The organism is Methylobacterium sp. Leaf91, from assembly GCF_001422815.1.
Classification (GTDB): domain Bacteria; phylum Pseudomonadota; class Alphaproteobacteria; order Rhizobiales; family Beijerinckiaceae; genus Methylobacterium.
Genome location: NZ_LMMP01000029.1, coordinates 1 through 15,268 on the forward strand (window position 1 = coordinate 1; position 15,268 = coordinate 15,268).

The 15,268-nt window shown below is 59.7% G+C and carries 9 protein-coding genes and 5 pseudogenes; 5 read left to right on the forward strand and 9 right to left on the reverse strand.

The window, feature by feature from the left end:
- The 9 genes and pseudogenes from ASF32_RS24725 to ASF32_RS24730 form a co-directional block, all read right to left on the reverse strand.
- On the reverse strand, window positions 1-332 hold a 332-nt coding region (locus tag ASF32_RS24725), incomplete at its 3' end, for a recombinase family protein (protein WP_162239918.1).
- Between the two features lie 190 nt (window positions 333-522).
- The gene (locus ASF32_RS16770; protein WP_056430805.1) at window positions 523-1,071 is read right to left on the reverse strand and encodes a DUF2924 domain-containing protein; all 549 of its coding nucleotides are present in this window, start codon (window positions 1,069-1,071) and stop codon (window positions 523-525) included.
- Complete coding sequence (locus ASF32_RS16775) at window positions 1,071-1,559, reverse strand: DUF3489 domain-containing protein (protein WP_056430808.1); 489 nt, start codon at window positions 1,557-1,559, stop codon at window positions 1,071-1,073. The genes ASF32_RS16770 and ASF32_RS16775 overlap by 1 nt, the downstream gene beginning before the upstream one ends.
- The gene (locus ASF32_RS26910) at window positions 1,556-1,684 is read right to left on the reverse strand and encodes a hypothetical protein (RefSeq protein ID WP_280136567.1); all 129 of its coding nucleotides are present in this window, start codon (window positions 1,682-1,684) and stop codon (window positions 1,556-1,558) included. Before ASF32_RS26910 ends, ASF32_RS16775 begins: the two co-directional genes overlap by 4 nt.
- Before the next feature lie 1,076 nt (window positions 1,685-2,760).
- Window positions 2,761-3,044: pseudogene (locus tag ASF32_RS26915) on the reverse strand (DUF5681 domain-containing protein); the annotation flags it as partial.
- A partial coding sequence (locus ASF32_RS26170) for a site-specific DNA-methyltransferase (RefSeq protein ID WP_210166864.1) occupies window positions 3,044-3,616 on the reverse strand: 573 nt, incomplete at its 5' end. The gene ASF32_RS26170 and the pseudogene ASF32_RS26915, both read right to left, overlap by 1 nt.
- 1 nt (window position 3,617) lies before the next feature.
- Window positions 3,618-4,390 (reverse strand): annotated as a pseudogene (locus ASF32_RS25495) (DNA methylase N-4); the annotation flags it as partial.
- A 62-nt stretch (window positions 4,391-4,452) separates the two neighbouring features.
- Window positions 4,453-4,643, reverse strand: a pseudogene (locus ASF32_RS26980) (ParB N-terminal domain-containing protein); the annotation flags it as partial.
- A 419-nt stretch (window positions 4,644-5,062) separates the two neighbouring features.
- Window positions 5,063-5,452, reverse strand: coding sequence for a helix-turn-helix transcriptional regulator (locus ASF32_RS24730; protein ID WP_082470061.1), 390 nt, complete (start codon window positions 5,450-5,452; stop codon window positions 5,063-5,065).
- A gap of 245 nt (window positions 5,453-5,697) precedes the next feature.
- Between ASF32_RS24730 and ASF32_RS16795 the strand changes: the two are divergent.
- The 5 genes and pseudogenes from ASF32_RS16795 to ASF32_RS24740 form a co-directional block, all read left to right on the forward strand.
- A pseudogene (locus tag ASF32_RS16795) lies at window positions 5,698-6,082 on the forward strand (IS3 family transposase); the annotation flags it as partial.
- Between the two features lie 1,053 nt (window positions 6,083-7,135).
- Window positions 7,136-9,571, forward strand: coding sequence for a calcium-binding protein (locus ASF32_RS16800; protein WP_056430816.1), 2,436 nt, complete (start codon window positions 7,136-7,138; stop codon window positions 9,569-9,571).
- Window positions 9,572-9,778: 207 nt separating this feature from the next.
- Window positions 9,779-12,637, forward strand: coding sequence for an EAL domain-containing protein (locus ASF32_RS16805; protein ID WP_056430819.1), 2,859 nt, complete (start codon window positions 9,779-9,781; stop codon window positions 12,635-12,637).
- 466 nt (window positions 12,638-13,103) lie between these two features.
- A pseudogene (locus ASF32_RS26635) lies at window positions 13,104-13,547 on the forward strand (IS630 family transposase); the annotation flags it as partial.
- 601 nt (window positions 13,548-14,148) lie between these two features.
- Complete coding sequence (locus tag ASF32_RS24740; RefSeq protein ID WP_156467858.1) at window positions 14,149-14,736, forward strand: PAS domain-containing protein; 588 nt, start codon at window positions 14,149-14,151, stop codon at window positions 14,734-14,736.
- Window positions 14,737-15,268: the final 532 nt, after the last annotated feature.

Consider the following 15,268-nt stretch of genomic DNA (forward strand, 5'->3'; position numbering starts at 1 on the left):
GTCACCGAGACGAAGGAGACGCCGTGCGCGTCGAACAGCTCGACGAGCTTGGCAAAGTCCGAGAGAGCACGGGTGAGCCGGTCGACCTTGTAGACCACAACCACATCGATGCGTCCCGCCTCGACCTCGGCAAGCAGCCGCTGCAGCGCCGGACGCTCGAGGCTGCCGCCTGAGACGCCGCCATCGTCGTAGGCGTCGGGCAGCAGGCGCCAGCCCTCATGCGCCTGGCTCTTGATGTAGGCTTCGGCGGCCTCGCGCTGGTTGTCGAGGGAGGTGAAGGCCTGATCGAGCCCGTGCTCGGTGGATTTGCGGGTGTAGATCGCGCAGCGCAGGGTCTTCTGGGCTCCTCGCGCTGGTTGTCGAGGGAGGTGAAGGCCTGATCGAGCCCGTGCTCGGTGGATTTGCGGGTGTAGATCGCGCAGCGCAGGGTCTTCTGGGCTTGGGATTTAGGAGCCTGGTTTTTGGGTGCTTGGATCTTCGGAGGCTGGGCTTTAAGGTGCGACGGCTTGGAGAGGGATGCCATCACGCCATCCCTCCCACGGCCACAACTATCGATGCCGCTTCGGCCCCGCTTGGCGCCCTGGTGGCTACCTTGTCCCGTAGCCCGAAGAAGCGGGGTCCGTTCCAGCGCGTGCCGGTGATGGCGCGAGCGACTTCCGACAGGCTGGCATAGGTCGTCTCCCTCCAGGCAAACCCACCCGTCACCACGGTGACGGTGTGGACCTCGCCCCCGAACTCCCGCACCAGCAGTGTGCCGGGCCGCAGCCCGGGCGTCGGGATCGGCGGGACGATGGGCGGTGCCTTCGGCCTAGCCGCCCGCTCAGCGGCGGCACGCCGGCGCAGGCGCTCCTTCGCGATCCGATCGAGCAGTCGGGCGCTGTAGCGATCGAGGTCGCCCAGGGCCTTGGCCTGGATGCGGTAGGCGAGAAGCCGCACGATCAGGGTTCGGGACAGATGCGGGGGAGGGGCGGTTCGCAGGTGCTGCCGCCAGCGGATGCGCAGGTCGCCCAGATCGAGGGAGGCAAGCGCCTCGATCTCGCGCTTGAGCTCGGGGCTGATCACGGCGGCCATCACCGGACCTCAACCGTGGCATCGTCGGTCAGGCGATAGGCGGTCCGACCCTCCGCATCGCATCCCTTCGTGAGGATCATCCCTCGCTTGCGCAGGCCAGTCAGGGCGGCGCGCGTCGAATGGGCGAGCCAGCCGGTGGCGGCCATCAGGTCGGTGAGTGTGGCCCCTTCCTCACGCTGCAGCATCGCGACGATCAGCGCCTGCTTCGTGCCGGATCGCGGCTTTGTCTCAACTCTGTCCGGTCCGGCATCGAGGCCGAGGCTTTCTCGACCGGCGGTCGTGAGGCGCAGCCCGATCGGACCGCGCTCGTCGCTGTGCCAGTGCGGCTCATCCGCTATCACGACGACCTCGACCACCAACGCGGTTTGGCAGAGTTTAGCCAACAGCGCCTTGGCGGCTCGAGCGTTCAGTCCGGCGGGACGGGCGATCAACTGGTCGTGAGACTCGGCGGCTGCCTTCAGCAGCGCGTGGTAGTTCTCGTCGATCATGAGGGTGGCCTTGCGATGGGTCGGCAGCGGGTCTGCTGCCAGGCGGCTGCCTTCAGCAGCGCGTGGTAGTTCTCGTCGATCATGAGGGTGGCCTTGCGATGGGTCGGCAGCGGGTCTGCTGCCACCAGCGCAACCCCGCGAATCGCGAGGGATCGGCAGGGGGTCCAGGGCGCACCGCGTCGGCGGCCTCAAGGACGCTGACAGTTCCGCTCCATTCGCAGCGCAAGTCCAGTCCGAAGTGGCGGTAATCGCTCACACGCCAGTGCACAGCCACTACCGAACCACGGCTCTGCTAGCCTGCGAACCGGTCTCCAGCCCAGCCAGCCACATCGGTGTGGAAGCTGCACCGGCGGCAGGCGAGAAACCGCCCGAAATCGCCAGGAATCAGGGCCGTAGGACCGCCCCGGAGAAGAGGCCTCAAAACTGCAGCTTTTCGCTATACCCTTGAGACGCCGCACATCTCCCGCCAAACCCGAACGTCCGTCGTTCGCGGGGAGTGAGTGGTGGGGCACCCACCCTGTCCAAACCGGTCTCTGGCGCCGTTTCCCTGCTAACAGGGAAAACAACAGGGAAAACGGCGCGGTGCAGCTCCCAGGCTCTTTTTGGCCCGGCAATACAGCAGCCAAGGCAATGACTTAAGGGGCAATTCCCTGTGCGGCGGAACAGGGAATTGGTCTCAGCCAAACAGGGACGCGTGTCGGCGAAACAGCCAAGTCGATCGGCGGGATCAGGGATCGCGTCCGGGCCAATGCAAAAAGGGCCGGAGAGCCATGAGGCTCTCCGGCTGCATGGGATTATGAGGCATCAGGGGAGGGGGCTAAGNGGATCAGGGATCGCGTCCGGGCCAATGCAAAAAGGGCCGGAGAGCCATGAGGCTCTCCGGCTGCATGGGATTATGAGGCATCAGGGGAGGGGGCTAAGGTGTCTCCGAGCCTCGAGCGCATATCGCCAGCATCGACGAACCGGACCTCGATGCTAGGCGAGTACTTCGGGCGATCGTCCAGGGCCGCCTGCCGTTCCTCCGGCGACATCCCATCGAACTCGGTCGCCGGTGCCAGCGCCTTGATGGTATCGAAGAGGAGCTTGGTCGCCTTCATATCCCCCTGCAGTGCCTTCCGGGTGAGCTGCTGGGCAAGCGCCTCGATCTGAGTGGTCCGGATCGTGCGGCCATCCTTGGTGACAGCAATCGGCTCACGTGCCNCCCTGCAGTGCCTTCCGGGTGAGCTGCTGGGCAAGCGCCTCGATCTGAGTGGTCCGGATCGTGCGGCCATCCTTGGTGACAGCAATCGGCTCACGTGCCGCCTGGGTGAACGCGTCCAGAAGATCGCGCCGCCCAAGCGGGGCCGAGTGACCCCGGGGCCGGCCGCGAGGATTGCCGGACTGACCTTTCCGGAAGCGATGGTCGGCCGGCGGTTTACCGTACCCGACCTCGTACGCGGCGGGTCGCTTCGGATTGGTCATCGCGGTGTTCGCAGCGTCCGCCATCACGCAGCCTCCTCGAGCAGGGCAGGGGCCGTACGAGCCGACCGGACCTCGTCCCAGGTCTCGTCCGTACCGTCGAGAATGGCGTCCCGTCCCGTGAAGGTCTGCCAGCGCCGGATAGCGACATCGACATAGACCGGGTCGAGTTCGAGCACCCGCGCCTCGCGTCCCGTCTTCTCCGCAGCCAGCAAGGTCGTACCGCTGCCGGAGAACGGATCGAGGACGATCGCTCCGCGGCGTGTCACGTCCTTGATCGCATCGACGACCAGGGCCACCGGCTTGACCGTGGGATGCAGCGCCAGATCGCCCGCGCCCTTGAAGGTGTTGACCCCGGAATAGGTCCACACGTTCGAACGGTTGCGGCCGTGCCGGCCGAGCTCGACGTTGTTAGTGTGGCTCGCCGTGCCGACCTTGTAGAGCGCGATCAGCTCGTGCTGCGAGCGGTACAAGGACCCCTGCGCCGGATTGGTCTTGCTCCACACGATGAGGTTCTTCTGCTCGCCGTAGAGCGGTCGGGTCGCGGCATGCAGCTCCGGTAGGTGACGCCAATCCATGCAGACGTAGTGCAGAGCCCCNAGCTCGTGCTGCGAGCGGTAGAGCGAGCCCTGCCCCGGATTGGTCTTGCTCCACACGATGAGGTTCTTCTGCTCGCCGTAGAGCGGTCGGGTCGCGGCATGCAGCTCCGGTAGGTGACGCCAATCCATGCAGACGTAGTGCAGGGCCCCATCACGAGAGACCGAGACGGCATGGCCGAGGCTCTCGGTCAGGAAAGCCGTGAAGGCCTCCTCCGTCATCTCGCCCGAGCCCATGACGAACTCGCGATGCTGGACCCGGCCGCGGCCCATGACGTGGCCATTGACGGGGACGTTGTAGGGCGGATCGGTGAAGACCATGTCGGCCTCTCGTCCACCCATCAGACGCTCGACGTCATCCCGGCTGCAGGCACTGCCACACAGGATCCGGTGCGGGCCGAGCTGCCAGAGATCACCGAGCTGCGAGACCGGTGCTTCCGGCTCACCGAGCTCGTCCTCGCGCGAGGCGAGGCGCTCCTCTTCGAGATCCCCCGTCAGCAGATCGAGCTCGGCGATCTCGAAACCGGTGACGGAGAGATCCAGCCCGATCTCGGGCAGGTGGATGGCGAGTTCGCCGAGTTCGAGGGTAAGGGTCGCCCGATCCCAGCCGGCCAGGGTCGCGATCTTGTTGTCGGCGATCGCATAGGCGCGCTTCTGCGTGACGCTCAGGTGATCGAGCCGGACGGTCGGGACGGTGGGCAGGCCGAGTTGCTTGGCTGCCAACAAGCGTCCGTGCCCAGCGAGCACGAGCCCGGTCTCGTCGACGACGAGCGGCACGGTGAAGCCGAACGCCCTGATGCTGTCGGCGATCTTGGCGATCTGCTTCTTCGAATGGGTGNGCGAGCACGAGCCCGGTCTCGTCGACGACGAGCGGCACGGTGAAGCCGAACGCCCTGATGCTGTCGGCGATCTTGGCGATCTGCTTCTTCGAATGGGTGCGGGCATTGCGTGGGTTGGCGCTGAGGGAGGTCGGAGCTTGGTCAAGGATGGTCAACCCGGCCGTGGGGAAGGCCAGTGCGTTCGTCGTCATGATGGGGATGTCCTTGGAAAAGCGCACGACGACGAGCCCGCGTGCTGGAAGGCTGCAGGGTCAAAGTCGGCGCAGTGCTGTGAGAGAAGGGCCGCTCAGGCCCGGAGACAGAAACGCCCCGGGGCGGGTGCCGCGGGGCGAGGGGACGTGCAATCGCGCAGCGTGCCTGTCAGGCGCGCCGTTCAGAAAGGATTACGATTGCGGGCAGATCGAAGCTGGTCCGCTGCGGACACGAAAACTTCGATTTAATGAAAATGCGCAGTTTACCCGTCGGGTGTCAAGTCAGCATACATGTATCCGGGCAACAGGGTGTTGCCCGTCAGAAAGGTTCACGGTCCGACGGTTTTAGCAAAGAAAGAACCACCGAATCTAAACTGAACCTCAGCAATCGAAGCAAGTCTCTCTTGCATAAAGGGTTATTATTTTTTTGCTTCTATTTCGCAGAACACACGAGCAAGCTCTGCGAGCAAGTACCTTGCGCGCGGATCCCTAATTTTATCAAATGCATCCTTGAAATATAAACTCTCCAACGGTGCAGCAGCGTCTTTAAGTTCCTCCACTCCAGCAGTCGAACTCCTTCCGGATTGGACATCATAAAAGTAACCGACGTCTACACCCAAAGCCTGAGCTATCCGTTGAAGCTTATCGGCGGCGATCTTACTCTGACCGCTCTCGTATTTCTGCACCTGTTGAAAAGTCACGCCCAAAGCGCTTCCAAGGCTAGCTTGGCTCAAACCAGCTGAACGTCGCAAGGACTTAATGCGAAGGCCAATCGCACCCGCGCTTCCATCTTTGTTATCCTCCGACATAGTTTCCTTCGTAGCTCAAGTTTCAAGCCGCGTTAGCGCCAATTGGGGTAGAAATTTGGTATACTGCATCCCGCGTCGTTTCAAAAGGCCCCAGGTTCAATGATGATAATATATCCAGTCGACATTGGTAGCGGTCACGGAAAGCACTTATGCTCTTGACATGGTACGTTGATTTGCAACGAGCGCTCATTCTTTTAGCATGCTGAAGCCATAAGAAGCAGGTCAACGCGATCGATGTCCTTCCGATCAGCTGGTCCATGCGTGATCCCATGCGGACAGAGCTGACGTCGGCTGCCCTGATGATGGCCACCCAACGGCAGAAACCGGCCGCTGGGCTCATCTGTCACTCGGATCGCGGCATCCAATACGCCGCCTAAGCCTATCGCAAACAGCTCGCCGACATGAAGGCGACGCCCTCCATGAGCTGAACCAGCTGCCGCTACGACAACGCCTCGGTGGAGAACTTCTTCCACGCGCTCAAGGTGGAGCTTGCCCATCAGCGACGATGGGCGACCCTGGACGAAGCCAGACGCGACTTGTTCACCTACATCGAGCGACATCAATCGGCAGCGCATCCACTCGTCCCTCGGCTACATTACGCCCGAGCGGGCCGACCGGAACGCGAGCTAATACCCGTGTCCGTGAAATCGGAGGAGAATCATCTGCTCGCCTCAGAATCACCACGCGCGCCTCCACCTCCATTCTCAGCGGCGGGATGGCGCTGATCCCGTTTTCCTTCCGGCGGCCCTTATCTACGCTCTCTCTTGCGAAGCGAGCCCGGCAACCACAGACCGCCACCCTGGGCACGGCCGCCTCATGCATGACCGCGTGTGTCTTGAGCCCTTCGGCGTGGCTGAACGACCGCTCATGCGTCCCGCTGTGGTCGCTCCAGCTCAACCATTTTTTGCGCTTCCAACTTCGTGCACACGCAGACACACGAAAGGCGAATTTTTCGCATCTGACGCTAATCGACGAGCACATCCAGTCCTACTTGGCGTTTCAGGGGGCACGGCGGATCCGCAACCTGTGCGTGATCGAGGCGGTGGCCGATGCCATATGCCTGCGCGGTACTTCGCGCGTCGTCGTTTACATCACCGCCCATGTTTTTTGGAGCGGATGGCTCTCCGGGACGAGATCAACTACAACTTCCTTAAACCCGTCCACCTCGCGGCATAGACCCCGCACCTCATCGACGGGCGCTGCAAAGCCGCGGCTCTCAACAAGCGTTTCATGCCAGGCTTCATGAACTCCATGGTCCAGCCATAGTAGATTCATACGGCGATCCCCTCACGCCGGCAGAGCTTGGTGATACTGTCCTCGGCGCACGCACGCTTTCGGGCACCGCTCGGATCTTCTCCTCGGACAGGAAATTTAACCGTTTGAACGGTCGAGTCTTCTTAATCACTCCTTCCGTAGGATTATTTGCAGGTACGGATCTCTACCTCAATACACTTTCGCTTATTATTTCATACGTCCTGTATAATAGAAACCTAAGCTTGCGGAGCCGCCCAGGGATCTAACCCGCCCATCTATCCCTGGCAAATTATCACAAGAGGGGGCAACGAGCCCCCCTCGGGAGGCGATTAAAACAACTGTGATGCGAATTGTTCACCCATTGGGAACTTTTCTGCGCCATCAGTTGATCGCGCTGTGATGAACCGGCGCTGCCGCTTGGAGAACATAATGGCTACGGTATCGATCCTCACCAATGCCGGTTTTGACGTCCGCAATTTCTTCCTTCCCAATCTGGGCGATGCCGACAGCGTCACGTTTACCGGTCTGATCGACAGCGTCGGGGACCTCCTCCTCGGCGGCAGCCGCACGGATACGTTCGAGGTTCTGACGGTCGAGGCGAACGGCCTCACCTACAACTACACCGGCAATTGGGAGATCGAGGCGTCGACAGGCCTCCTCACAGGGACGGTGTCGGCCAGCGGCGGCTATGACGGCGTGGAAGTGAAGCTCGGCGATACGGTCCTGGCGACGCTCGACCTGCCATTCCAGCCGGTCGACCTCGGAACGGAAACCAGCCCCGGCATTCTTGGCAATGTTGGAGACCTCGTCACAGATCTCGTGGGCGGCACCGTGGATCTCCTCCTCGGAACCCTCGATGAAACGGTCGCCCTGGTCGGGCTCAATCTCGACGCCACGCCCGATCTCATCGACATCGTGATCGATGCCGGCGGCACCCAGACGGGCGGCGACGGCGATGACACGCTGCGAGGCGGCATCGGAGGGGATACCCTCGACGGCGGCGCCGGAAACGACACCATGATCGGTGGCCGCGGCGACGATACCTACATCGTCGATTCATCCGGTGACACTGTGGTGGAGGATGCCGGCGAAGGCGACGATACCGTTCGCTCCTCGGTGACCTACACTCTTCCCGACAATGTCGAAAACCTCGTCCTCACCGGCACCGGCGACATCGACGGGACGGGCAACGCCCTCGACAACAGCATCACCGGCAATGCCGGTGACAACCGTCTAGACGGCGGTGCTGGCAACGACCGCCTCACCGCACGCGGCGGCGACGATGTGCTCATCGGCGGCACCGGCGACGACATCATGCGCGGCGGAGCCGGTGATGACGTCTACGTTGTGGATTCCACCGGTGATCAGGTCATCGAAGAGGCCGACGAAGGCAACGACACCGTCCGCTCGTCGGTGACCTATACCCTGGGCGCCAATGTGGAAAACGTCATCCTGAGCGGATCCGGGAATATCGATACTGACGGTAACAGTAATAATAACACGATCGACGGTAATGCTGGTAATAACATAATTTTTGGGAATGCAGGAAACGATTTTCTGTATGGTCGGGGTGGGATCGATACTCTTGACGGAGGAACCGGCAACGACTTTTTAGACGGCGGCATCGGTGCGGACACGATGCGCGGTGGCGCCGGCAACGACGTCTATGTGATCGACAATATCGGCGATCGTGTTATCGAACAACCGAACGAAGGCTTCGATACAATCCGTTCGTCCGTCAGCCACACGATGGAAGCCAACATTGAAAAGATGATGCTCTATGGCTCTGATGATTTGGTCGCCACTGGCAACGGTGGCAACAATAGGATCGAGGGAAACGCCGGCAACGACACAATCTACGGCGTTGCGGGTGAGGATTTCCTATATGGCAGAAGCGGCAACGATATCCTCGATGGGGGAACCGGCAACGACGCTCTCGATGGCGGCACCGGTGCTGACACGATGCGCGGTGGCACTGGAAACGACATCTACACTATCGATAACATCGGCGATCGCATTATTGAACAACCGAACGAAGGCTTCGATTCGATCCGTTCGTCTGTAGACCATACGATGGAAGCGAATATCGAGCGGATGACGCTCTACGGCTCAGGTGATTTGGTTGCCTCGGGCAACGACATCGATAACCGGATCGACGGTAACTCTGGCAACGATACCATTTATGGTCGTGGAGGCAACGACCTCTTGTTTGGCAGGGGCGGCAACGATGTCCTTGACGGAGGAACCGGCAACGACTTGCTCGACGGCGGCATCGGTGCGGACACGATGCGCGGTGGCGCCGGCAACGACGTCTATGTGATCGACAATATCGGCGATCGCGTTATCGAACAACCGAACGAAGGCTTCGATACGATCCGCTCTTCTGTCAGCCATACGATGGAAGCGAATATTGAGCGGATGCAGCTCTACGGTTCGGGTGATTTGGTCGCAATAGGCAACGATGCTGACAATGTAATCACTGGCAATTCCGGTGATAATTTAATCTATGGTGGTGCAGGCCACGATATACTTTCAGGTCTTAACGGATCCGACACCTTCGTTTTTGAAACCATTATGGACAGTGGTGTGACCATTGGCAATCGCGACACCATCAAGGATTTCGACTCTTCAGAAGGTGATCGTATCGACATCAGTGAGATCGATGCAAATATGGGGGCATCGGGAAACCAGAGTTTCCAATTCATCGGAACGGATGCGTTCTCGGGGCAGGCTGGTGAGTTGCGAATGAAGTTCGGGAGCGGAAGCACCCTCGTGCAGGGGGACACCAATGGTGATGGAGCAGCTGACTTCGCCGTCCTTCTCCAGGGCCATCATGTCCTCGACAATGGATCGTTCGTCGTCTGACGCTTTTTAAGCCATGAAGGGGTTGCCGTCAGGCAGCCCCTTCTCTGCATCCATATAACGACTGATCAGACATGACGGCGCCCAAATAACGCCGCTGTCTCTGCAAGCTACGCAATCGATCGCCTTTGCGTGAAAGTTTTGTCAACAGCTGATGCATAGCGTGAATCAATCCGCTTAGTATGAGCAACCTCCAGCGATGGAATAACCATGCCGCCGCTTCCGCCAAACGAGGCCGAGCGTCTCGCGGCTCTGCGCGACCTGCGCATCCTCGATACGGCGCCTGAGGCCCATTTCGATGCGGTGTGCAGCACTGCCGCCACGTTGTTTGCTGTGCCTATCGCACTGATCACGCTCATCGACAGCGAGCGACAATGGTTCAAGGCCAAGTGTGGGATCGCTGCAGATGGCACACCGCGTGATATCGCGTTCTGTACATATGCCATCCTGTCTGACGATGTTCTCGTCGTGGAGGACGCAACGACGGACCCACGCTTCGCCCACAGCCCCTTAGTAACGGGCGAGCATGCTGTCCGCTTCTATGTAGGCGCCCCTCTTGTTCTTCGCTCCGGCATTCGACTTGGCACGCTGTGCCTCGTCGACACCAAGCCGCGAACGTTTTCGGAGCTGCAGATAGTCCAGCTGCAAGGCCTCGCTCGGATTGTTGTGGCTCACATCGAACTTCATCGTGCACGGATTGCAGCTGAATCCGCGCTGGAGGAGCGCATAAGATCGGTGACGCTGATCAAAGCGAGCGAGGAGCGCTACCGGACTGCACATGCGAAACTTGAGCAGACAACCGATCTTCTCCGGCTTGCGCAGGAAGCTGCCGGAGCGGGAATTTGGCAGTGGAGCTTGGATAGTGATGTGGTGCAGAATTCTTCTGAGAGCGCCCACATGCTTGGGTTCGATTGCGGATCGGGATCAACCGACTGGATCGACATCAGCACTGCCCAATGGGCCGCAAGGGTACACCCGGACGACCTTCCACTTGTTCATGCGGCTCATACAGCCGCACTTCGTGATGGCTCGAACTACAAAGTAGAGTATCGGGTGAGGCGACCCGAGGGGAGTGTTGGGTACCGCTGGCTCATGAGCTTTGGCCGCATCATCCGTGATGAGGCAACGGGCGAGGCGCTGCAGATCGTCGGCCTTGATCTCGATGTAACCGAGCGACGCACGACCCAAGACGCTCTCATTCAAAGCGAAAGGCGCCTGCGCACGAGCGAGGAGCGCCTTGCCCTCGCCCTCGACAGTGGCAGCGATGGTTTATGGGACTGGAACGTCGCCACGGGGCAGGTTTGGTACTCCGACCGCTGGTACACCATGTTCGGCTATGAGCCAGGAGAGGTCGAAGCTCACATCAACACCTGCATGGGGCTCACTCATCCTGACGACCTGGAGCAGACGCTCGCGCTTGTGGCGGAGCATTTCGAGGAGCGATCTGCCACATACGCCTCCGAGCGCCGCATGCGAACTAAGTCTGGCGACTACACCTGGGTTCTCTCACGTGGCAGAGTGGTGTCGCGGGACCCGCAAGGCACCCCGCTGCGCATGGTTGGCACTTATATCGACATCTCGGAGCGTAAAGCGTCTGAACACCGCATCGCCTACATGGCACGCCACGATGCGCTCACGGGCTTGCCCAACCGAACCGTTTTTTACGAGCATTTAGAGCACCGACTGGCCGAGGTTCGCCGCGGCCGAGGCCAGGCAGCGCTGCTGTGCCTTGACCTCGATCGGTTCAAGTCCGTCAACGACACACTCGGCCATCCTGCGGGGGACCAACTGCTCTGCCAGATCGCCACGCGCTTGCGCGCAAACATTTGCGACGGCGATGTCGTGGTACGGCTCGGCGGCGACGAGTTCGCGATTATCGTCTCGCACGTAGACCACGTGCATCAAGTCAGCTCGCTGGCACAGCGTATGATCGATGCGGTAGGCCAACCACTCGATCTTCGCGGGCACCTCGTGACTGTCGGCGTCAGCATTGGGATTGCTCTGTCTCCGTCCAACGGCGACACAGCCGAAACCCTGTTCAAGAACGCGGACCTCGCGCTTTATCGAGCCAAGGAGGCAGCACGCGACAGCTACCGCTTCTACGAAGCCGGTATGGATGCGGCTATCGAGACCCGCATGCAGCTTGAGTTGGAGATGCGTGAGGCCATCATGTGTGGCAGCTTTGCCATGCATTATCAGCCTGGGTTGCGCCTGTCTGACCACCGGATCGTCGGCTTCGAGGCGCTGATGCGTTGGCCTCACCCGACACGTGGAATGATTGCGCCTGGTGCGTTCATCCCATTGGCCGAGGAAACCGGACTGATTGTCTCGCTCGGTTCCTGGGCGCTGCAGGAGGCATGCCGGGAAGCGGCAGCCTGGCCTGGCCATCTGCGGATTGCCGTCAACGTCTCTGCCGTTCAGTTCCAGCAACCGGGGCTTGAAGAGAGTGTCATCTCGGCTCTGCGTACCTCAGGCCTCCCGCCCCATCGTCTCGTATTGGAGATCACCGAAAGCGTTCTCGTTCAGGATGCGGAGGCGGTAATCGCCCGCCTCCACCGCTTGAAAAGCTTTGGCGTTCGTATCGCGCTCGACGACTTTGGCACCGGCTACTCATCGCTGAGCTATCTACGCCGGTTCCCCTTCGACAGCATCAAGATTGACCGGTCCTTCGTCAGCGAGATCGACGACCCTGGGGCTGCAGCGATTGTCCGGGCCGTGGTGGGTATCGCGAAGCAACTTGGAGCAACTGTTACGGCGGAAGGCGTTGAGACCGAGCATCAGCTTGAACAGGTCGGGTTAGAGGGTTGTACGGATATACAGGGTTACTTTATCAGCTGTCCAATGCCGGCAGACGACACCAAGGCTTTCATTAAAGAGAACCTCTTCACAGGCACGCAAGCTGACTTGCGTGATATCCACCCAAACCAAACAAAAGACACCATCAGCAGCGAGCGGCTTGCGGGATGTCCGAGGCGGGATCCTCGATCTGCCCGATCAGGCGCTCAATGTGGAAGGGATCCTGCAGCGCAATCAGGCCGTACTCAGGCAGGTGATCACGGATCGCATTGATGAGATGGGCGCGCTGGCCCAACGGGAGGTCGCGAGCCCGGAAGATCCCTGCGGCGGCCTACATGGCCTCGCATTTCACGGCCACTAACAGCATGGTCGGGCGCTTTGCCGCCTCGAAGATCGCCTCGGCATCGGCGGCATCGTTCTTCTGCCGCTTAGCGACCGGCTTCACCTAAGCCGGCGCCATCAGCTTTACCCTGTGGCCAAGCTTGCAGGTCTCTCGACCCCAGTGATGCGCGCTGGGGCAAACCTCCGTTGCTACGAGGCAGGAAGCTGGATGGCGAAGTAGGCCAATATTTGATCGCGCCGCAGCTGCTTGCTGAAGGCCGGAACACTGGAGGCATTTGCCCCATGCGCCTGGAAAACGTTCCTAGCCAAATCCAGGCCGATGATATTAACCTCTATCACGGACTCCTCCCCGTGGTGGCTCTCAACACAACCAACTTGGCTCATCTATGCCGCCGAGAGACGTCCACCCCATTATTGGAAAACCACGACCGTCACGGCGGGGCTGCGCCTGTCCGAGAGCGCCGCGCCGTTCGTGCTCGACGGGCCAAACAAACGCGACGCCTCCCAGGATCACGTCGATCGCGTCTTGGTGCCCGAACTCACCCCCAGTGACAGCGCGGTCATGGACTAACTCGGCAGCCACGAGGGTACGGCTGTGCGGGCAGCAATCAAAGCGGTCGACGCTCGACGGCTGTTCCCCCTCCGTAGTACCCACTTCAACACCACCAAGATGGCGTTCTCGAAACTGAAGGACCCGCCGCGCAAAGCTGCCGAACGCGCCGTCGAGGGACTCTGGTCGACAATCGGACACCTCGTCGACACCGTCACGCCAGACGAGGACCTCCAGTTTTCTGTTCCAGCAGGATATGAGCCAAATAGGCGAGAAACGCTTTTTTGTTAGAAACTTACCATAAGATATTGAGCCCCTCTGCCACTGTTGTGACCGGAACGCGGATCCGGTGCAGCGCAGATGCACTTTGTCAAGCGCTCTGTGACGAGAAGTGAGTTATTCGACACATCATGGACTACCGAAAGGAACCGAATGCAATGCCAAATATCAGTGATGCGGCAGTACGTTACGAGCATTTCCAGACACTTGCAGACGAGACCAGCATCGGAGCTTCCCACAAAAGCATCCTTCCGGTGTGAAACAGACGCCAGCCGATTCGCCTTGCCAAATTCTTCCGACGAAAGTCCAAGCTGCGCTGCAATCTGATGCTGGAGCATTTCACTGCGGCTCGGTAGAAGAGAGTTTAGATTCCCCATTGCGTCGGAGGAAGCGGACGAAGCAGCTTCAATCAGGTTCGGCTAACGTCCTGTCATATGAAATCAGCATTCCGAAGTTGAAGCCCGCACGCGTACAGCGGATTGCATGCGAAAGCGTGGCCATATCGCTGCAAAATCTATCGCATGTTAACGGATCATAAAAAAGTCTCACATTGAAGTGAACGAAGCAATCTAACGCTGCATTGGAGGTTTTGGTGGGAAGGGTCGGGACAGATGTGGCGAAAGGCTCGCAGATCCAATTGCAGGCTTCGATCGACGCATCGGATGTCATCGGGCGTTGGGACTGGGACATCCCCAACGATCTGCTATACGCAGATGCGACGGTTGCCATGCTCTTTAGCGTTGATCCTGCGACGGCGCAAGGTGGCGTTCCGTTAAGCCTGTTTCTTGCAGGAATTCATCCGGAGGACAGGGCAAAAACGGCGGAGGTTATTGCGATAAGCGCAAGGGCGGGCCGCTCTTACGTACAGGAATATCGAGTCTACTCGGCGGACGGAGCTATGAGGTGGGTTTTAGCACGCGGCCTTATACATCTGGACAAGACAGGTCGCCCCCTGCGGGGCACCGGTTTGCTGATTGATATTACGCCGAACCGGGCTGATGAAGCCGATCATCCAACTAAAGGGGCTGATAGCTTAGCAAACCCGTTGGAGGAGGCTGCCGAACATTGCCTTGCTGCCCGACACGCAATACAGAAACTTTCCGAGCCATTACTTAAGAACATGACAGACATGTTGCTACTTGAGATCGGACGTCGTCTTTCGAAAACTGCAATTCACCAGCGCCGGACGCGCATGAACTGACGCACTGATCAAATTGCAACTCCATCGATAGAAATAGCTCGGACTGTCAGTTAAAGCCTCAGCATTAGGAAGCTAGTCAGTAAATCCTTTTAACGCGTTGAGCCGCGCGACTTACACATGTGCATACGGGGCATTCAAAATCAACAATCACTCTGAGCGAACGCAGAATATACGGCTCTAAGCGAATAAATCACGTGTGCCTTCAGATATTTACCTCCTAATTTATCGAACGAAGTTGTCTTAAATCCCCTAAGGCCGGCTACCAAATTATGCAGTTGCAATTGTACTGTGTAAGGCCACGTGCGGCCCTCAGAAAGCGAACAAATTTATAGCAAACTCAGCGACAAATTCTTGCTCAGCGCCGTTCAAATCTCTACCTGTCGCAGTTTCAGCGCTACGTGCTCAATATCCGTCTTATGTCTTCGCTTCATATCTAGTGGTGCGAGTCTAACACTTGGTGCCCGCGCTTTGCGGCCTGGATGATGCGATCTGGGTCGGCGGTCCAGACGAAGGGCTTCGGGTCGCCGTTGCT

Excerpts from the sequence above, each read along its gene's own strand:
- ASF32_RS16775 (WP_056430808.1), bottom strand. The coding sequence starts at position 1,559 with ATGATCGACGAGAACTACCACGCGCTGCTGAAGGCAGCCGCCGAGTCT.
- ASF32_RS16805 (WP_056430819.1), top strand. The coding sequence starts at position 9,779 with ATGCCGCCGCTTCCGCCAAACGAGGCCGAGCGTCTCGCGGCTCTGCGC.
- ASF32_RS24730 (WP_082470061.1), bottom strand. The coding sequence starts at position 5,452 with ATGTCGGAGGATAACAAAGATGGAAGCGCGGGTGCGATTGGCCTTCGC.
- ASF32_RS16770 (WP_056430805.1), bottom strand. The coding sequence starts at position 1,071 with ATGGCCGCCGTGATCAGCCCCGAGCTCAAGCGCGAGATCGAGGCGCTT.
- ASF32_RS16800 (WP_056430816.1), top strand. The coding sequence starts at position 7,136 with ATGGCTACGGTATCGATCCTCACCAATGCCGGTTTTGACGTCCGCAAT.